This window comes from Vibrio sp. NH-7, from assembly GCF_053643215.1.
Genome location: NZ_CM132188.1, coordinates 1,332,483 through 1,353,881 on the forward strand (window position 1 = coordinate 1,332,483; position 21,399 = coordinate 1,353,881).

Here is a 21,399-nt window from a genome sequence, read left to right on the forward strand (position 1 = left end):
CCTTTATCGCCCTTGTTTGAATGAGCGAGATTGTTGCTGGACCGTATTAACCATTTTGCCAAACGCTTTATCTTTGGCGCGTTTTTCCGCCAGTGTTGCACTATTGAAGGCTTGCTCGCGCATCAGCTTTAGATAGCTGTCTAAACGGCGTTGTTCCAGTTTCCCTTCCTCTAGCGCACGTAAGATCGCGCAACCCGGCTCAGAGGTATGGCTACAATCTGAAAACTTACACTGCTCGGCAAGCTCAGTAATCTCACTAAACGCTTCGCTGATCCCTTGTTCACAAGCACTCAGTTGTAATTCGCGCATCCCCGGTGTGTCCATCAACAATCCGCCATGTGGCAGCCATTGAAGTGAACGATAGGTCGTGGTGTGGCGGCCTTTACTGTCATCTTCTCGAATTGCTCCAGTCGCCATGGTTTCTTTACCCATCAGTCCATTGACCAGCGTCGACTTACCCACGCCAGAAGATCCAAGCAGTGCAATGGTTTTCCCTGTGCTGCAATAACCCGCAAGCTCTTTAAGATGTTCTGCGTCCAGTGCATTAATCGCGTGAACCAACAACAAAGGATCTAGCTTTTGTACTTGACTCTGTTTCTCACTCACCTCTTCACACTGATCCGCTTTAGTCAGCACGACGATCGGTTCAACTTCTGCTTCTTTAGCTAACGCCAAATAACGCTCGATGCGGTTTAAGTTAAAGTCATCATTGAGCGATCAGACGATAAAAACACTATCAATATTGGCGGCAATCAACTGGGTATCGAGTTTGCTACCCGCCGCTTTACGCTGAAACAGCGAGCGACGTTCGAGAACTCGACTGAGTCGATGTTGATCATCGAACGTGACCCAATCGCCGACGCACACTCTGTCCGACTTAGGTGTCAATGTTAACGTTACACGTCCAGAATCGGTCATCACAATCACTTGGCTTCGGTGCTGTTCAATGACACGACCGATTGATTGCGTCTCCAACTCAGTAAGGTCTAACTGCTGCTGGAAATAGGGCTTCCAGCCGAGTTGTTGCAATGAGGGATGTTCATTACCCATTCGATGTTCTCCAAAAGCCTACCAAAACTCAGGCTTGTTAAATGCTGCCACGCACTGGCTTGAACCCTGAATCGCAGAAAGTGGTTGCTCTGTTAAGGATTGAGCCAACCAACCATGCGGATAGCTCAGTGGTAACGGAGCCGCATAATCGCTTTCTAACACAGTTTCAAACCCTACCTTAGCGTAGTAATTTGGGTCGCCGTAAGTAAAAGCCAGTGACACACCTTCTTGACGCAGAAGCTGTAACCCATAATTGAGAATCGCCTGACCAACGCCTTTACCTTGCACTTGAGTTGCCACCGCCACTGGCGCGACTAAAAATGCTTGCTCTGGTGAATCATAGCTCAGACGCGTTAGCAGAATGCTCGCAAAGATCGCATTTTCCTTTTCGGCAACCACCACATATCTGTCTTCACAACTTGTCGTCGCTAAAAGGTCTGCGACGAGGCGACCAATCGCCTTACCTTCTGCCTCACCCTCCGAGTCACTAAACGTACGCGTAAACAATTCAATAATCTGCTGCGTTTGTTCTGGTCTAAATAGTTTGTATTCCACAATATAACCCTCTATTGATAATAGCTCGAGGATAAACTGTAAAGCTGTAGACAGGTCAATACTCTAAGAGTAAATATTTCTTCGGACTCTTAAGCCAGTTATGATGAGTCGTAATTGACCGATGTTAGGAAATAAGATGGATCTCAATCTACTCAAAACCTTCGATGTAGTAATGAAAACACGCAGTGTTAATGAAGCAGCAGACAGCCTTGGGATTACGGCACCAGCGGTCAGCCAAGCATTGAATCGGCTTAGAGAGCAATATCAAGATCCGTTGCTGATCCGCAAAGGGCGTGGCATTGCCCCGACCAACTTTGCCGTAGAGTTGCATGAGGAAATTCAAGAGCCACTCAATCTACTGTTAAACGGCGCTAAATCGAGGCAGCAATTTAATCCGTCACTGAGCAACCGAACATTTCGCCTATCAAGCCACAAAGATCTCGACTTGATGATTGTGCCGCCTTTGATTGATTATCGTGACCAGCATGCACCAAACGTAAAGCTGAGTGCCGACATTGAGCATACCGATGAATCTAATCGTCAAGCGGATTTGCGAATGCGTCGCGTCGACATCATACTCGCCACCACACCACTGGATGAGCATGGGTATCATAACGAGCTTTTGTTTGAGCTCCCACTTGTCGTGATTTGCCGACATGATCACCCGAGAATCCGCCAAGAAATAAGCCACCAGCAATTTTTTACCGAGCGGCACTTGTTGTGGGGTACGCAGAGATTAAACCAAGACATCGTCGACTCACTGAGTATTAAAACTCAGCCGCAACGCAATATCGTCTATAAAACGGATTCTATCTGCAACGCCGTTATGATGGCAGCGCAAACCGACTGGCTCTGTGTGACTAGCCAATGGCACGCCAATCTATTAGCGCCTGCCAACCAGATGCAGATTCTTCCTCTTCCCTTTGAGCTCAATACCCTTCCCGTCTATATGACGTGGCACGAGTCACAGCGACAAGACAGCGGTCATCAGTGGCTCAAAGAGACATTACTCAACGTCACAGCGCAGTTTCGAACCTCGTAGTAGATTAAATAAAACTTAATCCACTTTTTAGCTTTGGTCTATCGATTGATTAATCCACCAGTTCTACTATCTCTCCATCGACGAGCGCTGGTCAGCTCGCCCAAAAAGAGAGAGATAAATTATGAAACTTCAAAAATCTATCGTGTCATTGGCAATTCTCGCCACTCTTGCGCCAACTCTTAGCTTCGCCGCACCAACCACGAGTGCGCCGAAGGAAGCATCAAACTTCACTATCGCGAAAAATGAACAACTCAAACAATACCTAAACTTCGCCAACCAAAGTGACTTTGATAATGCCTCTCGTGGCTTCATTGCTACCTGGCCAGAGAAAACCATCAAAGACGCCGGTGGCAACGTCATTTGGGATTTCTCTAAGTATGACTTTATCGACCAAGACACAAACACCGACACCATTAACCCGTCACTGCTGCGCCAAGCCAAACTGAACAACATTGATGGTCTGTTTAAAGTCAAAGAAGGCGTTTACCAAGTGCGCGGCTTTGATCTTTCCGTCATGTCCTTTATTCGTGGCGACAAGGGCTGGGTAGTAGTCGATCCTTTGATCTCTCCCGAAACCGCGGCAGCGGGCTTGAAACTGCTACGCGACAACGTGGAAGACCTTCCGGTAACTGGCGTTATTTTTACCCACTCACACGTTGACCATTTTGGTGGCATCTTAGGCGTCACCAGCCAAGCAGACATCGATGCAGGTAAAGTCGATATTCTTGCTCCTGAAGGCTTCTTCGATCACTCGATTGCTGAAAACCTAATGGCAGGCAATACCATGTCACGCCGCGCTTCCTACATGTACGGCAATTTGCTAGAGGCCAGTCGCAAAGGTCAAGTCGATGGCGGCTTAGGCAAAACCACATCGTCTGGTGCGCCGGGTATTGTCAAACCGACCCATATTGCCAACATTACCGGCCAAGAGATGGAAGTTGACGGCGTAAAACTTGAGGTAGTCATGGCGCAAGAGTCAGAAGCGCCGTCAGAGTTCATGTTCTACTTCCCTCAATACAAAACCATGATGGCTGCGGAAGTGATGACGCACACAGTGCACAATATCTCGACACTGCGCGGTGCTAAAACCCGTGATGCTTCCTCTTGGGCGGAGTACATCGACGACGTTCTCCATGCCTATGGTGACAAAGCCGACACCATGATTGCGTCTCACCACTGGCCAACCTTTGGCAAAGAGAACATTCAAAATCAGCTAGAAAAAACGCGCGATATGTATAAGTTTGTCCACGACCAAACTCTGCGTCTCGCCAATAAAGGCTACACTCCGAACGAGATTTCCGCTTCTATTCAGTTGCCAGATTCACTCGGTAAAGAGTGGTACAACCGCGGTTACTACGGCACAGTGTCACACAACGCACGTGCGACCTATGACTTCTACTTTGGCGCATGGTGGGACGGCAACCCTGCTAACCTAAATCCGCTGACACCAACAGAGCAAGGCGCCAAATACGTCGAAGCCATTGGTGGCGAAGAGAAAGTGATCGAACTGGCAGAAGCCGCGATAGCGAAAGGCGAATACCGCTGGGCAGTGACGCTACTCAACAACGTGACCTTTGCCAACCCAGACAATATGGACGCTCGTTACCTTGAAGCGGATGCAATGGAGCAGCTCGGGTACCAAGCCGAATCTGGCCCATGGCGCAATTACTACCTAGGCGGCGCTAAAGAGCTACGTGAAGGAATTAAACCTGTCGCAACGCCGAACACCGCGGCGATTGCCAAAAACATGCCGTTTGATCAGTTCATGAACTATCTCGGCGTAACAGTAAAACCGGACGCGGCGAAAGGGTTAGATATCAAAGTGAATATCGATGTCAAAGGCGATGGTCAATACGCCATGGATTTAAGTAACTCGGTATTAAAGTCCTACTCTGACAAGCAATTTGAAGAGGCCGACTTCACCATTACTCTGTCACGCCAAGCATTCGAAAACATGATGACGAAGCAATCTACTCTTGGAGAGGAAATCAAAGCGGGTCACTTTAAAGTGTCTGATCAAGTTGAGTTCAACAAACTCATGTCTGTGTTTGACCAGTTTGATATGTGGTTTGGCGTGGTAACACCTTAACCCAAGCCCAATGTCTAAATAGTTGTATAAAAAAGCCCGCAGTCCGCGGGCTTTGTTGTTATTGCACTTTAAACTGGGCGACGACGCTGCTGAGATTGCGCGATGTGCCGCTCAATTCGTCACTGACTGCAGCGGCTTGTGATGCGTTGCCATTGAGCGTGTGAATAATGTCTTGAATCGCCACCATATTGCGGCTGACTTCATCGGTCACTTGACGCTGCTGCTGAGCGGAAGTGGAAACGTGAATATTCACTTCATTAATTTCGGTCACCGAATCTGTCACTTCATTGAGCGATAGCATAACTTGTTCGGTATGCTCTGCGGTGGCTTCACAACTTTGACGCGTCACGTCCATCTCATTAACAACACTGTTGGTCGTCTCTTTGAGCTTTTGCAGCATCTCATTGATTTGAGACGTACTCTGTTGAGTGCGTCCAGCCAAGGCGCGAACCTCATCCGCAACCACCGCAAAACCTCGACCTTGCTCACCAGCACGTGCCGCTTCAATCGCAGCGTTCAGTGCGAGTAAGTTGGTTTGCTCGGCAATTTCACCAATCACTTGCAATACCGTACTGATTTGCTTGGTGTCTTCATCCATGGTGCTGATGGTCGACGACATCGAGGTCACTTGCTCAACTAAGTTGCTCACGCTCTCAACGGCGTTGGCAACAGTTTGCTTCGATTGTTCAGAGTAACGGTTGGCTTGCTCAGTCAATTGGGCGGCGTTTTCTGCACTTTGGGCGATAGAGACCGCGCTGGCGCTCATCTCTTCCACTGCCGTGATAACTTGCTCTGTCTCTTGCGTGTGCTGATTTAACGTATGCAAATTCGACGATGACTGCTGGCTGATATCACGCACCGCAGAATCAATGCCTTTCGAAGAGTCAGACACCTCAATAAACATGGTCTGTAACTTCTCGATAAACTGGTTAATCGAACTGGAAATCTCGCCAATTTCATCTTGCTTTTCTACGCTAAGGCGGCGAGTCAAATCGCCATTTCCTTGCGCCAAGTCCGCAACCAGTTCTTTCAGGCGCATTAGCGGTTTGAACGAGTACTGCAGCAGCAACACACTCAACACAACAATCACGACGCCGATTACCGCCAGCGCAATAGTCACGTTCCAACTCAGCGACGCGGTGTTGGCTGCGATGCTGTCATTGTCAATGTAACCGGTAAGTTGCCAAGTTTGCTCACCCAGTTCAATCGAGCGATTTACTGGCGTAAAGTTACCCGCCTGAGTGTTTGAAAAGATTTTGATGTTACCTGCGGTCAATTCCGCATAGCTGCCTTGATACGTGTAGACATCGATCACCTTGCCAAGATCGGTCAAGTTAAGCACAAAAAAGTCGACCGAATCATCCAAGCGTTTGATTGAAAAAGTAATCACAGGTAAGCCGTCCATCATGGTAACGGGGCTGATTTTGATTTCTTCTCCGTGTGATTCCGCTTGTGCGATAAACTGCTCAGCGGCCTCATCACTCATGTTACCACTGTCATCAAATGCATAACCATTGACAATTTTAACGATACGATAAAAGCCTGAACTCTCTTTCGTTTCACTAATATCCATCATGCTAAAGTTTAGGCTAGTTGCGAGATTAAGCTTGCTTTGCAGATCCTTTTCGAGCTTTTGCTGAATGAGGTCAATACTGTGAGTAATGCTTTGTGTATCAGTACGTTGTATATAGTGACTAATGAAATAATTTACGCTGATAAATGATGTGAGAATCGTAGTAAAAATAATAGATATGATGAGTACTACGATTTTATTCTTGAACGAAATGTTCTTCATGACACTTTACATCCTTAAAAGTGAAGATTGAATAAACTTGCATCCTTGATGGTAAAATATCTAATTTATTTAACCAGTTAGATAACGTTCCGCTGACAATGGTAAGCCAGCGAAAACGTTGGCGCAATGACCAATCGTCTCTTTTACCGTCACCCTTCTATTAAATTGCAGCCCATACCACACTTCATTGAGCGGACGTGTGATTACACACCGCGCATCATTAGATCACAATTTGATAACATTTTTGCTTCTCTGCTTCTAAAACCAATTAGAATAAAAACTCAATGTTATGATTCTGATTAGGTGAATAATGGACGATTTACTCAAAGACTTTCCTGTTATAACGAAAGTACCAGTTGCTTGGGGTGAAATGGATGCCCTCCAACACGTCAATAACGTGGTTTATTTCCGCTATTTTGAAACCGCTCGCTTGGAGTACTTTGATAAAATCAAGCTTTTGGTCAATATCGCCGACAGTCACATTGGTCCTGTGCTTGGGGAAACCAGTTGTCGTTATAAGTTGCCCATCACTTACCCAGATACCTTGCTGATTGGTTCTCGCGTTGTGGACCTGCAAGATGACCGTTTTACCATGGAGTATCAGATTGTTAGCCAAAAACTTGGGCAAATCAGCACCGTGGGTAAGGCAACCTGTGTGATGTTCGACTTTAAAAACAACCGCAAAGCGCTCGTCCCAGACTTGGTCAAGCAAGCAATATTAGATTTAGAAGAGCAGCACTAAGCCCTTGACCTTAACCCTAGGGTAAGCTCTATACTCAATAAATCTTTTTGATTTAGTGGTGCGACATGAGCGTTTCTCTGACTCGCAAAATTTGGATTTCTCTATTCAGTATTCTCGCAATGCTGATGTCGAGCTTTGCATCCAGCGCACCACTGATGACGTTTCAAATGCTGTCTAGCAGTTACGTTGAAACCGAAGCGGCCACGCATTGCGCGATGACCTCTTCCCCCGAGATGAGCCATCACCAAACCAATCAAACGCATTCCAATCAACCCGCGCAGCCATCATGTGATTCGGGCAGCGACAAGGCCCACAACTGCTGTGGATCGGTTTGCGTGACTGTGTTTGCATTGTTTTCGCCACAGGACCAACTCACTCACCTCACCTCTTATCTCGCCCTGATCCTCCCAGAAGCCCATGGCCACGCAATCTATCGCCAAGCTTCGCTCTATCGCCCCCCAATAGCGTAAATCCGTTCGTTTTTTTGTCCTCTTCTCAGCCTTGACTGAGGAGTCGTTTACTCGTGCGCTTTGCACATAACAACGGATTACACTGTGAAAAATATTGCGACGATAGCAGCGCTCTCTGTTAGCTCTGCACTATGGGCGTCCAATGCTTTGGCGGCAACACAACCCGTAACGCAACAGCATTTGGTGCCACCGACACTCCCTGAATTAATTCACTCAGCTCTGAGCAATGACGCGACTCGTTATCAGTTTTATGCTCAGTCACAAGCCATGCGCGAAACCGGCGTGGCTGCCTCAACGCTCATGGACCCAAAACTGAAAATGGGCTTTGGGGGCTTGCCTGTCGACAGTTTCAAATTTGATGAAGACCCAATGACCAATGTGTCAGTTGGGTTGATGCAGCAATTTGAACGCGGCTCAACCTTAGAGCTGCAACAAAAGAAAGCCAATACACAAGCCGACGGTCTTGCGGCTCAAGTTCAAAATCGGGAGATCGATGTCGTCAACCGTATCACTCAGCTTTGGGTTGAACTTGGCTACCAACAGTCGGCGCAACGCATCCTTGAACAAAACAAAGGATTGATGCGTGAGATGGAACGTTTCATTCAGACCAACTACGCCATTGGTAAGAGCGAAGCGCAAGATCTACTCAATGCCCAACTGCAGATCTCCAAACTGGATGAAAAACTCCAAGCCAATGGCCAAATGCAGCGTCGCATTGTCTCGCAACTCTCAGAATGGCTGGGCTCTGAGTGGATTCGCTCAGCGCATAATATCCAAGCCGATAATAAACTCAACTGGCATAAACTTGAGCGCATTGTGGAGCCCAATTCCGTCGACCACTACCGCCGCTTAAACCAGCATCCAATGGTCAAAATGGCAGACATCAACATTGCCGCAAACCAAACCCAAGTCGACATCGCTGAACAAGCCTATACGCCCCAGTTTGGTGTTGAAGTCATGTACGCGTACCGCCAAGCGAACAATATGATGGGCGAACCGGCTTCCGATCTAGTCAGTGCCTATTTGACGATGGACATTCCGCTGTTTACGGACAACCGCCAAGACCGAAATCTCGCGGCGGCTCAGCATCAAGTTGGGGCGGCGCAGTCTCAAAAAGATTCACTTCTTTCGCAAATGAATGCACAAGTGAATGCACTGCTTGTTGATCGCGAGAAGCTTCAGCAACGTCTCGACCGCTATACCGACACGCTTCTCCCTCAAGCGAACGCGCGCATCAAGGCCGTCGAAAGGGGTTATCAAAACAACACTGCGCAGTTCAATGATGTGATTTCAGCCACCACCGACGAACTCGCTCTTCGAGTCGAACAAGAGCGGTTGATCGCCGATCTCAATATCACCAACAGCAATCTTGCAGCCTTGCTGGGTGGTTTCGAATACCAAGTTTCTCAACCTCAACTCAGCAAATAGAAGGTAACCCAATGAAAACATTACAAGTGGCAACTCTTGCCTTGCTGGTTGGCGGCGCACTCGGCTTTGTAGCCAATCAGCATTTCATTTCCGCCAATCATGATATGACGGCGATGACATCGGCAAACGCAGCCGACAGTAACGAACCGCTCTACTGGGTTGCGCCTATGGATCCCAATTACAAGCGTGACAAGCCAGGTAAATCTCCCATGGGCATGGATTTGATTCCCGTTTATGCAGAAGACCTTGCCGGTGGAAACAGCCAACCCGGCACGGTAAAAATCTCTCCTGAAGTTGAAAACAATTTGGGGGTAAAAACGGAATCCGTACTTCGCGAGCCATTGAGCCCACGCATTGAGACTGTCGGTTACATTGCCTTTGACGAAAGTCATCTATGGCAAACCAACGTCCGCGTTGCTGGCTGGGTTGAGAAACTCAATATTAACGCAGTGGGGGAAAAAGTAGCCAAAGGCGATGTGCTGTTTAGCTTGTACTCGCCAGAGCTGGTAAAAGCCCAAGAAGAGCTGCTCAACGCCTATCGAACCGGACGCAGTGGCTTAGTGAAAGGAGCGACTGAACGTTTAGTCACGCTTGGCGTCGATCGCAGCCAAATCCAAGCCATTAAGCGCAGTGGCAAAGCCTCACAAACCATTGAGATAAAAGCCCCCGCAGACGGCGTGATTGCCAGCCTAAACATCCGTGAAGGTGGCTACCTTTCCCCTGCTCAAGCTGTGATTAGCGCGGGCCCACTCGATAATGTCTGGGTCGACGCAGAGGTGTTCGAGCGTCAAACCCATTGGATGAAAGCGGGCAGCCAAGCAACCATGACACTCGATGCGATTCCGGGCAATGAGTGGCAAGGCGTGGTCGATTATGTTTATCCCATTCTCGATCCAAACACTCGCACATTGCGCGTACGCCTCAAGTTCCCCAATCCAAACGGTGAGCTCAAACCCAACATGTTTGCCAACATTGCGCTGCAACCTGTTAGCGACGAATCTGTACTGACGGTCGCAAAGTCGGCGGTGATTCGCTCAGGGGGCATGACTCGAGTCGTGCTTACTGAAGGAGAAGGCAAATACCGCTCCGCACGTATCGAAGTAGGTCGTGAAGCGGGCGACAGAATTGAAGTGTTGCAAGGGCTGACTCAAAACGATCGTATCGTCACTTCTGCCCACTTTATGCTCGACTCAGAATCGAGCCAGTCGGCCGACTTATCGCGCATCAACGGCATTGAGCCACCCGCTGAAACCGTGTGGGCCAAAGGCGAAATCACAGATGTCATGGCAGGGCACCGCATGCTGACCCTCAACCACCAACCCGTCCCAGAGTGGAACTGGCCAGGGATGGTGATGAACTTCAATCTGGCAGAAAACGTAGACATGAGCGATCTCAACAAAGGACAAGCGATTGAGTTTGAGATGAAGAAAACCAATTCCGGTCAGTATGAGATTGTCGATATCAAAGCAGACAACAGCATCATTGCCGCAGAAGTATGGGTGACGGGTGACATCACCATGTTGATGGCGGATTTTGGCATGATCACACTCAAACACTTGCCGGTCGCCGAATGGAACTGGGAAACGGGGGAAATGAACTTTTCGGTCGGTGAAGAGGTGAACTTATCTGGATTTGAAGAAGGACAAAAGGTTCGCTTTCTAGTTGAAAAACAAGGCTCTGACTATCAGTTGAAGAAACTTGAAGCGGCAGAGGGCTAACCATGATCAGTGCAATCATTCGTTGGTCGATTAACAATCGATTCTTAGTGTTACTTGCGACATTCGCGATCGTATTGGGTGGACTTTACAGTGTAAAAAATACCCCAGTGGACGCGATTCCCGATTTGTCGGATGTGCAAGTTATCATCAAAACAAGCTATCCGGGTCAAGCGCCGCAAGTGGTTGAAGACCAAGTCACCTACCCGCTCACCACCGCAATGCTCGCGGTTCCGGGAGCAGAGACGGTACGCGGCTATTCGTTCTTTGGCGACTCCTACGTCTATATCATATTCAACGATGATACTGACATGTATTGGGCTCGCTCGCGGGTACTCGAATACTTGAGTCAAGTCGCCCCTAAGCTGCCGCCAAGCGCGAAACCAACACTCGGCCCTGATGCAACAGGTGTGGGCTGGGTCTACAGCTACGTCCTACAAGATAAAACCGGGCAGCATGACCTTGCCCAGCTGCGCAGCCTGCAAGACTGGTTCTTAAAGTACGAGTTGCAGACCGTAGCCGGCGTTTCAGAAGTAGCGACTGTCGGCGGCATGGTCAAACAGTACCAAGTACAAATCGATCCCGCTAAGTTGCGTGCTTACGATTTAACGCTGCAACAGGTCAACATGGCGATTCAAAACGGCAACCAAGAAACGGGCGCGTCCGTCATTGAAGTGGCAGAAGCTGAGCACATGGTACGCACGACTGGTTACCTCAGCAGCATCGAAGACATCGAATCTTTGCCGCTCAAAGTGACCAGCAAAGGCACACCACTCTTGCTTGGGGACATTGCAGACATCAATCTTGGCCCACAGATGCGTCGTGGCATTTCCGAGTTCAACGGTGAAGGCGAAGCGGTGGGTGGCGTGATTGTGATGCGATTTGGCGAAAACGCCAGTGAGGTAATCCACAATGTCAAAACCAAACTGGCAGAACTTCAACGCAGCCTGCCAGACGGCGTGGAGATCGTCGCCACCTACGATCGTTCAACCTTGATTGATGCCGCAGTTGAAAATCTATGGAAGAAACTGGCAGAAGAATTCATCGTTGTGGCGGTTGTTTGTGCACTGTTCTTGTTCCACATTCGTTCATCACTGGTGATCGCCCTCAGTTTGCCTGTTGGGATCCTGTCTGCATTTATCGTTATGCACTGGCAAGGTATTAACGCCAATATCATGTCTTTGGGCGGCATTGCGATTGCGATAGGCGCGATGGTCGATGGCGCAATCGTAATGATTGAAAACGTTCACAAACACATAGAACGTACCCCGCTAACGGACAAAAACCGCTGGCAAGTGATCGGCAAAGCGGCAGAAGAAGTGGGGGCTCCCCTATTCTTCTCACTGCTTATCATCACGTTAAGTTTCGTGCCAGTGTTCGCACTGGAAGGTCAAGAAGGCAAGATGTTCTCGCCACTTGCTTTTACCAAGACGTATGCAATGGCGGCGGCGGCAGGCCTCGCCATTACCTTGGTGCCGGTTCTGATGGGTTACTTTATCCGTGGCAACGTACTCCCGGAGCATAAGAACCCGGTGAACAAAGGGTTGGTCGCGCTATACCGACCGCTGCTGAACCTGAGTCTGCGCTTCCCTAAGACAATGATCCTGCTCGCGGTGGCGTTAATCGCATCGGCTTACTATCCAACCAGCAAACTGGGTAGCGAGTTCATTCCGCCATTGGACGAAGGTGACTTGATGTACATGCCGACCACTTACCCCGGCATCTCCATTGGTAAAGCACGTGAGCTACTGCAGCAGACCAACAAGCTCATCAAAACCGTTCCTGAGGTGGAAACCGTTTGGGGCAAAATTGGCCGCGCCGAAACGGCAACCGACCCTGCCCCATTAACCATGATCGAAACCGTCATTCAGCTCAAACCGAGAGAAGAGTGGCGCGACGGTGTGACCACGGAGTCGCTACGCAAAGAGTTTGATCAGTTGGTGCAGTTTCCGGGATTAACCAACGCATGGGTCATGCCAATCAAAACTCGCATTGACATGTTAGCCACCGGTATTAAAACACCAATCGGTATCAAGATTGCCGGACCTGACCTCAAGGTAATCGAACAAATTGGCTCAGAGTTAGAGCCCATTTTGAACCAGATTTCAGGTACGGCATCTGTCTATGCGGAACGCGTTGCGGGTGGACGCTATGTCACCATTGACATTAAACGTCGCTCCGCGGCTCGCTACGGCTTAAGTATCAAAGATGTCCAGCAAGTCATCTCTACGGCGGTAGGCGGAATGAACGTGGGTGAGACCGTTGAAGGACTGGAGCGTTACCCAATTAACGTCCGCTATCCACAAGATTACCGAGACTCGGTAGTGAAACTGCAAAACTTGCCGCTGGTGACTCCGAACGGTGCACGTATCGCACTCGCCGATGTGGCTGACATTCGCTACGAAGATGGCCCACCGATGATCAAAACCGAGAATGCACGCCCGAATGGTTGGGTATTTGTCGACATTGATGGCCGCGACTTGGGCTCTTACGTGGTTGAAGCGCAGCAAACTGTCGCAGAGCAATTGCAGCTTCCTGCGGGTTACTCGCTCACTTGGTCGGGTCAATACGAATACATGGAGCGCGCCAAAGAGCGGTTGAGTGTCGTGGTGCCTATCACTATTGCCATCATCATGCTGCTGCTTTACTTCAGCTTCCGCCGCGTCGGAGAAGTGATGATCATCATGCTTACACTGCCGCTCGCGATGGTGGGAGGCTTATGGCTGATGCACTACCTCGGCTACAACTTCTCCATTGCGGTTGGCGTTGGCTTTATCGCCCTTGCCGGTGTCGCGGTCGAGATTGGCGTGATCATGCTGGTTTATCTCAACCAAGCGTGGCACTACAAAAAACTCCACGCAGAAGAAGAGCAAAAAGCGCTCACTGCGAAAGACCTTACCGATGCCATTCGCGAAGGCGCGGGGCTACGCGTTCGCCCTGTGATGATGACGGTGTTGACTGTCATCATTGGTCTTATCCCAATCATGTACGGAGACGGCACAGGCTCAGAAGTGATGCAGCGAATCGCCGCACCAATGATAGGTGGTATGGCTTCCGCGCTTCTACTCACGCTGTTGGTCTTACCGGCTCTGTTCAAACTCTGGAAACAACACGAAGTTAACTAACACCAAGCAATCGTATGTCGAGCCAATGAGCTGCTCGACATACGCAATACCCGATTAAAAGAGGAACACACCATGAAAAAAACACTGATTACCCTAGCGATTACCATGTTCAGCACAGGCGTACTTGCCGATGCAATGGATCACTCAAAAATGGACCATTCGAACATGGACCACGGTGAGATGAAGATGGATCATAGTAAAATGGATCACTCGAACATGATGAATATGGAAGGTATGTCTGCGGTTGGAATGCCTGCCAAGGGCGCAAAACCAGACAAGGTCGTGCACGTTATTTTGACTGATGACATGAAAATCAACTTCAAAAAAGACGTGAGGATCGAGCCAAATGACGTGGTGCAATTTGTGGTGATGAACGTTGGAAAAATTGACCACGAGTTTTCCATTGGTTCAGCACAAGAGCAACTGAAACACCGTGAAATGATGAAGAACATGGGCAGCCACGCGCACGATTCTGGCAGCACTGTCACTGTGAAACCGGGCAAAGCAAAACAGCTTTTATGGCACTTCCACGGCGATAACAACGTTGAGTTTGCCTGCAACATTCCCGGCCACGCAGAAGCGGGTATGGTGAAAAAGATCACCTTGTAGTGATCAACAAAGTCGCCAGCAAACCCTGGCGACTTTTACTGAGAATTTTATTTTCGGCTATTAATAGCGTTTTCTAAACTCTCAATTTTACCGACTACATCCAGCGAAATAGGCTCTATTTGCTCAAATAGTTTGTTGGCTTGTTCGTGTTGACCGCTGTCCATCCGGTCCAAAACATCCTTTATCACTCCATGCAATTTAGCATGCGGCGCTTCCAGCGCTTTGAATGTGGGCTCTGAGCCATAGAGGCTCTTTCCTTTGCCGTAATACCATTTGCCCAGCGCGCACATATGATGATCACAGGCGACTTTTTTATCGAGAGCTCCATGATCGCCGTTTAAATAGGATCTCACTTTCGTTTTCCAAGCGAGATGCGCATTCTTCACATCAGTAAAGTCCACGCGCTTTTCCGAACCAAGCTTAAAGTCTGCCAACTGAGCTCTCAAATCCAGCGCTCGCTCACTTAACCCTTTCGCTTTTGCTTGCAAGTGCAGAGCGCCCTCCTCGGTATGAGCGCTTTTTTCACTGATCTCCTCTACTGATTTGTTCATATCTTGAACAACCGTAGACTGCTCTTCTGAAGCCGCCGCGATCTGAGCACTCATATCATTTACACTGCTCACCAGATCAATGATATCTGAGAAGGTCTCTCGTGCTTTGCACACTCCTTCATAAGCATCTTGCGCTAGCACATTGTTATCAGAAATTCGAGTTGATGAGTTCTGCACACCCTGCTGCAAGTTTTCCAACATAGATTTGATATCTTCTGTCGCGGTCTGTGTTCTCTGAGCGAGATTGCGGACTTCGTCAGCCACAACCGCAAAACCTCGACCTTGCTCACCCGCACGTGCCGCTTCGATTGCAGCATTGAGTGCTAGCAGATTGGTTTGCTCCGCAATATCGCTGATTGTGTTGATAACTTGGCCAATACTTTGGCTTTGCTCCGATACCGTGGCAATTTGCGCAATCGTCGCGTCGAGTTCGGTTAAAAAGTTAGACAGTTTATCCAGCCCTTCACCAATCAAGTGGTCTCCCACTTCGACGTTTTGCTTGGCTTGAAGCGCTTTATGAGAAGATGACACCGTACTTTCAGTTACCTGCTGGACCGTCGCTGCCATTTCAGTCATAGCGCTGGCAATTTGAGCGGTATGCGATGATTGAGAAGCCATCATGGTTTGCATACTGTAGCTGTCAGATGAGACTTGATCCGAATCCTGCACAACAGCCTGTGCGGTACCGACCACTTGACCTAAAATGGCTTTATAGCGTGCTTGCACCATTTTGGCCGCTTGGGCCAATAAACCGATTTCATCTTGCCGACCAAGCACAATATTGCTGGCGAGATTTCCTTCAGACATGCTTTTTATCATTTGCTCGACATCCGAAATCGGCTTGAGAACTCGCGCACCGATTATGAACCAATTGAGCAACGCAATCGCCACCAAGACAAAAGCGATGACGGCTGACGTAATGTCTTGAGATAAGAAAGATCGTATCGCAAGAAAGGCTCCACCAGCCAGCAGGAGAAGATGAGATACCGCAAACACGTGCCTAAAACTTAGTTTTTCAACCCATGAAGGGCCAGGCAACTCCAGAGAAGAATCATTTCTCATTTTCTTGTACAGCGCTTCTGCTTCTGCAACTTGCTGTTTAGAGGGCTCCGAGCGAACAGACTGTATGCCAACCACTTTACCCTTTTTCATAATGGGCGAAACGAACGCATCAACCCAATAGTGATCACCATTCTTACATCGGTTTTTTACGATGCCGCGCCACACTTTGCCGTCTTTAACCGTGGCCCACAAACTTTTGAACGCCGCTGGCGGCATATCCGGGTGCCGAACGATATTGTGATCTTGACCGATTAGCTCCTCGCGAGAAAACCCACTGATTGATACAAACTCATCGTTTATGAACTTAATTTTTCCCTGCGTGTCTGTCACTGACACCAAATCACTGCGGCCAGCGAAATGCACTTCTCGCTGGGTAACTGGACCATTATTCTTCATACTGCGCGTTCCTAAAACCTTCCTATCAAAGAAAGCCAACGTCTTTTATTATTTATTATTAGTCACGTAAGTGTAGTCACGACTTGGGCAGTTTTCCCATCTGGGGGTAAATGTGTGAGCTGAATTCCTCTTTAAAGCAACAAAGGGGCAAGATACCATCGACGTTGAACGACTGGCTGCGATGACAACCAATACGCGTTCTAAAACCGCATCACTTGTAGACAAGCTCAAAAGTCACAAGGACAAGTTCCGTGGAGTCGTTAAACTCAATGCCATACGCAGACGCGCAATCTTTAGTGAAAAAGTCATTGTGTGCTTTGTACCACCACTCGTAAGTGCCATCCCCTTCACCTTCCGACTCAGCGAACTCGCGGCTGACCTGCCCAAACGGACAAAAATCCACATCGATAATTTTGACAATACAGACTGGGTTCTTTTCCCAATCCAATACAATTTGGTGTTGACCAACTTTAGGCAGTGGCTCTCCTTCAATTTTATAGGCCTCTTTCACGCTGCACGTCGCGCGCTTTTTGCCAATTGAAACAAGTCTGGCACACTCATTGGTGTTGTATTCATCATCACAAAAATAGGTGGTTTCTACGCCGTCAATCTCCGCCAGTTGAGACGCTGATAAAGTGCTGGTGTAAGACTGAAAATAGTCTTCATATCTTTCTTCCATGACTCATTCTCCGTTGAATCTCTAGTATTAGTTTGAATGACAGAAAAGCCCGCACAAACGGGCATCAGTAGGGCTGGGGCTTAATTCTTGCTTCAACGACTGTACTTCTCTTTATTAAGCACTTCTTTCATGGTGTGGGTAGCCTCCAGATCCACACCGTGAATATTGGCAAGCGCGCAGACATAGTACAGAACATCGTATAACTCTTCTGCTACCGAGCCTTTAAGTTCTTCAAAGCTTGGTTGCCCACCAGTGCCACTACGAATCGCTTCCGACAACTCCCCTACCTCTTCAATCAGTTTTAAGAAGTAGTGCTCGGATTGTTCAGGGGCATAATCGAACTCTTTTATGTGGTTTTGCAGCTCCGATAACTTCATAACATCCTTTTCTTTGGTCTATCCTTCGCTTGGTGATGCATTTTATAAACCTTAATCACATAAAATCAAACACTTGATGAGCAACCCTACGCTTAGGTTGTAAGAGTAAAAGTGCGTTCAACGCCACTCTCGCGAACAAAATCCTCATCATGGCTGACAAGAATAAAGGCACCTTGGTAGCGTTTTAACGCATCAGCCAGCATCTGCTTCGAGTCGAGATCTAAGTGATTGTCTGGCTCATCGAGTAGTAAAATAGGTGATTGAGGTTGATGACTGACTATAAGCATCGCCAGTTTCATCTTCTCACCGCCACTGAGCTCACTCACCAACCGAAACACACTGTCCGTACGAAAGCCAATCCCGGCAAGCAATGTTCGCGCGTCACTTTCTAGCATCCCTTCACAGTGGTGCTTCATGTTGCTAAGGAGTGAATGCTCCAAACTCAGCAAGCCAAAATGCTGGTCAAGATAACAAACCGCACGATTGACATGCAGCTCTCCGCTTTTTAAGCCCATCTCCCCCGACAACACTTTGAGTAGCGTAGATTTCCCCGAACCATTACCGCCTGAAAGGTGCAACTTGCTGCCCGCCTCCAGCGCGAGATTAAAAGGGGTACCCAATCCAAAAGGAAGCACCGCCGCCACCATGTTGAATACATTACCGCGCCCAGATGCCCCTTGTTCAAGGTATAGCCTTTGCTGCTTAACTTGTTCATAGCGTTCACTGAGCGCCCGCTCTTTTTGCTCAAGCTTGGTTCGGCGACTGTTCTCGTTTTTGTGCCGATTCGACACCGAATTTTCTGCGCTGTTCTTCATGCCATCGAGGATCAACTTGGATTGGCTACCTGATTTGCGTATTTTGTTCCCTTGAGACTCTCGCTGCTGCGCTTTTTCGCGATTTTTCTGCGCTTGAACCTCCAGTCGATGCTGCTCTCCTCTTACCGCATCCAGTTGGCGTTCGAGTGCAGTACGCTCGCGCTGTTTTTCCTCCTCATACGCATCGAAATTGCCCCCATATTGGGTTAGCCCCAGTTGGCTCAGCTCCCAAATCTGGTCCATTTTCCGTAGCAACTGTCGATCGTGACTTACCAACACAAGGTGGCCTTGGAATTGATTCATCTGCTCGATCAACCACTGCTTTGCCAATTGATCAAGGTGGTTAGACGGCTCATCCAAAATGAGCAGTTCGACGTCGGACTGAAACAGCTTCCACAGCTGCAATCTGGCCAGTTGACCACCACTCAAACTCTTGCAAGAAAAATTGGGGTTAGGTGGTAAGCCAAGGGCGTCTAACTCGTTATTTAACGCCTGTTTAAGCTGCCAATTTTCACCGACAATCTCGAACCATTTAGGATCGCAATCGCCCTTCTCAATGCGTTCAATTGCGTGAAGCCTCTCTTGGTAACCAAGAAACTCGGCAATACTGATCGAGCTTTCAAGTAGCTGAGACGGCAATTGGCTGTAGCACGCGACACTGGCCGAAGTAACGACACTTCCCGAGGTCGGCGTGCGTTTTTGAGCGAGCATGTCTGCAAAGTAGGATTTACCAATCCCATTTCTTCCGACTAAACCCACTCGCCTTGCTGACAGAGTGCATGAGATATTTTCGAACAGCACATCGCCGTTGTTGAACTGATAACTGATTTTGTGCGCTTGTATAACTGGCATATTTGCCTCCTGTAAAACAGGATTAGGCGTAGCGGCCGCAATGAGTTGGATCCAATTGGTACTCTACGAGCCAACATGGAAGAGCACCTCTAAAGGTACATAACGTGTTGATGCTATTGATAAGCTAAGACGAAGCTACGCCGACTAACCCTGTGAAATCCAAAATATGATGTAAAGGTGGATAACAGGTGTTAGTTGTTCATATTGGCGTAAACTCCTTAAGAAATGATGCGGCGATTATAGAGCAGTTTTTCGCCACATAGCAAATAAAACGCGACCAGTTGCAACACGGCTTCAATCTATTTGATCAAGGCCGGCCAAAAGGGATTGTGGTTATTCAATCTGCTTTACTGTAATTCGGTTTTGAAACTCAAACACTTTCTCAGCACACACATCAATACACCGCCCGCAACTGATGCAATTCTGGTCTAAGACGCGTTTATCACCTTCTTTCAGCGGTTGGCGCAGCACATCCGGTTCGGGGCAAACGTAATAGCAATCCATACATTTAGTGCAATCTTCACGGCGAACAGCAGCCACTCGCAGCAAGCTCTTGCGCCCTATCACCCCGTATGTCGCACCCAGTGGACATAAATGGCCACACCAGCCATGTTCAACCAAGAGTAAATCGAGCACAAACACCAAGCCAATCAGCACCCAGCTCGCCCCAAATCCAAACACCAGCCCGCGATGCAGCGCAGCAACAGGATCAATCCAAGCCCATAAAACACTGCCCGAGACGGCACTACCGATCAGCAATACGGGAATCAACCAGTAGCGCAATTGAGAAGACCAACGGTAGCTGGTTTTGATATTGAGTTTACGACGCAAAAACGCCGCCAGATCGGTGACCATATTCATCGGGCAAACCCAGCCACAAAATGCCCTTGGGCTGATTAGCGCATAGAAAATCACCACAATGGCTACGCCCATTAGCGCCGTTATTTCAGGTAAGTGCCCTGCGGCTAGGGTTTGTAACACAATCAGAGGATCACTCATTGGAATCACATCAAACAAGTTACTTGAGGAGAGATTGCCTTTTAATACTCCTAGCGTTGGTCCTGCCATAAACAAAGCGACGATCGTTAACTGACAGAGTCGTCTAAGCAGCAAAAAACGGTGCGCTTGCCACCAGCCTAAGGTTTTTATTGCATCTTTTCCGGCATCTTTAGCGAGGTTCTTAGCCATTACAACTTCCCTCCCAAGGTTTCCAGCGCTTCGCTCGGCACTTCAGGCGCACTGTTCTCTAGTGGCTTATTGATCTCTTCCCAACCAAGCTGATAGTGAGCGCCCATTTTGCCTTTGGCCAATTCTGTCGGAATAATTTTAATCGCCGCCACTTCAGTGACACACGCTTCTTCACATTTACCACAGCCGGTGCATTTATCTGAGTGAACAGTGGGAATCAGTTTGGCGTGATAGCCGGTTCGTTCATTACGGATATGTTCAAGCGTGATTGCTTCATCAATCAAGGGGCAAACTCGGTAACACACATCACAGCGCAGCCCCTGCCAGTTCAAACAGCTTTCATGGTCGATAAGCACCGCGGTGCCCATGCGAGCATCGTCAATATTGGTTAAGTTGGGGTCTAGCGCACCAGTCGGACAAACGGGGACACATGGAATGTCTTCACACATCTCACACGGGATTTCCCGCGCATTAAAATACGGCGTGCCTGACTCGACCGATGAGAGTAGTGTGGCAAGCTTTAGGGTATCGTAAGGACAGGCTTGTACGCACAATCCACAGCGAATGCACGCTTTTTCAAACTCGCCTTTTGGTAGAGCACCCGGTGGCCTGATTGGCACGCCAGAACCATCTCTCGCTTGGCTTTGCATCGACTGAAGCCCAAGTACCGTCGCAGCCGCACCAACGCCCGCTGCCGTTCTTGCCGCATCTCGTAAAAACCGACGTCGGCTTTGCGATGTTTTTGATTTTGCATCCGTCATGGCTTACTTCCTTACCCCAGCAGACTCACTTCGCTCAACGAGCACGTTAAGCATAGCAACCACAATTATGATAAGGATATTTTCACGGCACGTGATAA

Annotated in this window: 16 protein-coding genes and 1 pseudogene; 8 read left to right on the forward strand and 9 right to left on the reverse strand. The window is 48.6% G+C overall.

Features of this window, described 5'->3' with window-relative positions; translation table 11 throughout:
• Positions 1 to 3: 3 nt before the first annotated feature.
• Positions 4 to 1,050 (reverse strand): annotated as a pseudogene (gene rsgA, locus ACUALS_RS20350) (ribosome small subunit-dependent GTPase A).
• 18 nt (positions 1,051 to 1,068) lie between these two features.
• Entirely contained in the window at positions 1,069 to 1,605 is a 537-nt protein-coding gene (locus ACUALS_RS20355) for a GNAT family N-acetyltransferase (RefSeq protein WP_454449544.1), read from the reverse strand.
• Positions 1,606 to 1,741: 136 nt separating this feature from the next.
• Between ACUALS_RS20355 and ACUALS_RS20360 the strand changes: the two genes are divergently transcribed.
• Complete coding sequence (locus ACUALS_RS20360; RefSeq protein ID WP_454449545.1) at positions 1,742 to 2,647, forward strand: LysR family transcriptional regulator; 906 nt, start codon at positions 1,742 to 1,744, stop codon at positions 2,645 to 2,647.
• Positions 2,648 to 2,768: 121 nt separating this feature from the next.
• The gene (locus ACUALS_RS20365) at positions 2,769 to 4,736 is read left to right on the forward strand and encodes an alkyl/aryl-sulfatase (RefSeq protein ID WP_454449546.1); all 1,968 of its coding nucleotides are present in this window, start codon (positions 2,769 to 2,771) and stop codon (positions 4,734 to 4,736) included.
• Between the two features lie 58 nt (positions 4,737 to 4,794).
• On the opposite strand, the gene ACUALS_RS20370 is transcribed toward ACUALS_RS20365, so the two are convergent.
• Complete coding sequence (locus ACUALS_RS20370) at positions 4,795 to 6,531, reverse strand: methyl-accepting chemotaxis protein (protein ID WP_039484030.1); 1,737 nt, start codon at positions 6,529 to 6,531, stop codon at positions 4,795 to 4,797.
• Positions 6,532 to 6,841: 310 nt separating this feature from the next.
• Between ACUALS_RS20370 and ACUALS_RS20375 the strand changes: the two genes are divergently transcribed.
• The 6 genes from ACUALS_RS20375 (at position 6,842) to copI (ending at position 14,620) form a co-directional block, all read left to right on the forward strand.
• A complete protein-coding gene (locus ACUALS_RS20375) occupies positions 6,842 to 7,273 on the forward strand; it encodes an acyl-CoA thioesterase (RefSeq protein WP_454449547.1) in 432 nt (143 codons plus the stop codon).
• Between the two features lie 65 nt (positions 7,274 to 7,338).
• Entirely contained in the window at positions 7,339 to 7,743 is a 405-nt protein-coding gene (locus ACUALS_RS20380) for a hypothetical protein (protein ID WP_334474285.1), read from the forward strand.
• An 84-nt stretch (positions 7,744 to 7,827) separates the two neighbouring features.
• Positions 7,828 to 9,171, forward strand: a complete 1,344-nt coding sequence (locus tag ACUALS_RS20385; RefSeq protein ID WP_454449548.1) for a TolC family protein — start codon at positions 7,828 to 7,830, stop codon at positions 9,169 to 9,171.
• A gap of 11 nt (positions 9,172 to 9,182) precedes the next feature.
• Positions 9,183 to 10,889 carry an efflux RND transporter periplasmic adaptor subunit gene (locus ACUALS_RS20390; RefSeq protein ID WP_454449549.1) on the forward strand — a complete coding sequence of 569 codons (1,707 nt, stop codon included), beginning with the start codon at positions 9,183 to 9,185 and terminating at the stop codon, positions 10,887 to 10,889.
• Between the two features lie 2 nt (positions 10,890 to 10,891).
• Positions 10,892 to 14,011, forward strand: a complete 3,120-nt coding sequence (locus ACUALS_RS20395; protein WP_454449550.1) for an efflux RND transporter permease subunit — start codon at positions 10,892 to 10,894, stop codon at positions 14,009 to 14,011.
• A gap of 72 nt (positions 14,012 to 14,083) precedes the next feature.
• Positions 14,084 to 14,620 carry a copper-resistant cuproprotein CopI gene (copI, locus tag ACUALS_RS20400; protein ID WP_454449551.1) on the forward strand — a complete coding sequence of 179 codons (537 nt, stop codon included), beginning with the start codon at positions 14,084 to 14,086 and terminating at the stop codon, positions 14,618 to 14,620.
• A gap of 47 nt (positions 14,621 to 14,667) precedes the next feature.
• On the opposite strand, the gene ACUALS_RS20405 is transcribed toward copI, so the two are convergent.
• The 6 genes from ACUALS_RS20405 to napG all read right to left on the reverse strand — a co-directional run bounded on the left by ACUALS_RS20405 (position 14,668) and on the right by napG (position 21,301).
• Positions 14,668 to 16,629, reverse strand: a complete 1,962-nt coding sequence (locus tag ACUALS_RS20405; protein WP_454449552.1) for a methyl-accepting chemotaxis protein — start codon at positions 16,627 to 16,629, stop codon at positions 14,668 to 14,670.
• A gap of 211 nt (positions 16,630 to 16,840) precedes the next feature.
• The gene (locus ACUALS_RS20410) at positions 16,841 to 17,308 is read right to left on the reverse strand and encodes an ASCH domain-containing protein (RefSeq protein WP_454449553.1); all 468 of its coding nucleotides are present in this window, start codon (positions 17,306 to 17,308) and stop codon (positions 16,841 to 16,843) included.
• Positions 17,309 to 17,400: 92 nt separating this feature from the next.
• Entirely contained in the window at positions 17,401 to 17,685 is a 285-nt protein-coding gene (locus ACUALS_RS20415) for a MazG nucleotide pyrophosphohydrolase domain-containing protein (protein ID WP_454449554.1), read from the reverse strand.
• Between the two features lie 92 nt (positions 17,686 to 17,777).
• Positions 17,778 to 19,352: an ATP-binding cassette domain-containing protein gene (locus ACUALS_RS20420; RefSeq protein ID WP_454449555.1), complete on the reverse strand. Its 1,575-nt coding sequence runs from the start codon at positions 19,350 to 19,352 to the stop codon at positions 17,778 to 17,780.
• A 333-nt stretch (positions 19,353 to 19,685) separates the two neighbouring features.
• The gene (gene napH, locus ACUALS_RS20425; protein WP_454449556.1) at positions 19,686 to 20,540 is read right to left on the reverse strand and encodes a quinol dehydrogenase ferredoxin subunit NapH; all 855 of its coding nucleotides are present in this window, start codon (positions 20,538 to 20,540) and stop codon (positions 19,686 to 19,688) included.
• A complete protein-coding gene (gene napG, locus ACUALS_RS20430; RefSeq protein ID WP_454449557.1) occupies positions 20,540 to 21,301 on the reverse strand; it encodes a ferredoxin-type protein NapG in 762 nt (253 codons plus the stop codon). The genes napH and napG overlap by 1 nt, the downstream gene beginning before the upstream one ends.
• Between the last annotated feature and the right edge of the window lie 98 nt (positions 21,302 to 21,399).

Excerpts from the sequence above, each read along its gene's own strand:
- ACUALS_RS20360 (WP_454449545.1), top strand. The coding sequence starts at position 1,742 with ATGGATCTCAATCTACTCAAAACCTTCGATGTAGTAATGAAAACACGC.
- ACUALS_RS20365 (WP_454449546.1), top strand. The coding sequence starts at position 2,769 with ATGAAACTTCAAAAATCTATCGTGTCATTGGCAATTCTCGCCACTCTT.
- ACUALS_RS20370 (WP_039484030.1), bottom strand. The coding sequence starts at position 6,531 with ATGAAGAACATTTCGTTCAAGAATAAAATCGTAGTACTCATCATATCT.
- ACUALS_RS20375 (WP_454449547.1), top strand. The coding sequence starts at position 6,842 with ATGGACGATTTACTCAAAGACTTTCCTGTTATAACGAAAGTACCAGTT.
- ACUALS_RS20380 (WP_334474285.1), top strand. The coding sequence starts at position 7,339 with ATGAGCGTTTCTCTGACTCGCAAAATTTGGATTTCTCTATTCAGTATT.
- ACUALS_RS20390 (WP_454449549.1), top strand. The coding sequence starts at position 9,183 with ATGAAAACATTACAAGTGGCAACTCTTGCCTTGCTGGTTGGCGGCGCA.
- ACUALS_RS20395 (WP_454449550.1), top strand. The coding sequence starts at position 10,892 with ATGATCAGTGCAATCATTCGTTGGTCGATTAACAATCGATTCTTAGTG.
- copI (WP_454449551.1), top strand. The coding sequence starts at position 14,084 with ATGAAAAAAACACTGATTACCCTAGCGATTACCATGTTCAGCACAGGC.
- ACUALS_RS20405 (WP_454449552.1), bottom strand. The coding sequence starts at position 16,629 with ATGAAGAATAATGGTCCAGTTACCCAGCGAGAAGTGCATTTCGCTGGC.
- ACUALS_RS20410 (WP_454449553.1), bottom strand. The coding sequence starts at position 17,308 with ATGGAAGAAAGATATGAAGACTATTTTCAGTCTTACACCAGCACTTTA.
- ACUALS_RS20415 (WP_454449554.1), bottom strand. The coding sequence starts at position 17,685 with ATGAAGTTATCGGAGCTGCAAAACCACATAAAAGAGTTCGATTATGCC.
- ACUALS_RS20420 (WP_454449555.1), bottom strand. The coding sequence starts at position 19,352 with ATGCCAGTTATACAAGCGCACAAAATCAGTTATCAGTTCAACAACGGC.
- napH (WP_454449556.1), bottom strand. The coding sequence starts at position 20,540 with ATGGCTAAGAACCTCGCTAAAGATGCCGGAAAAGATGCAATAAAAACC.
- napG (WP_454449557.1), bottom strand. The coding sequence starts at position 21,301 with ATGACGGATGCAAAATCAAAAACATCGCAAAGCCGACGTCGGTTTTTA.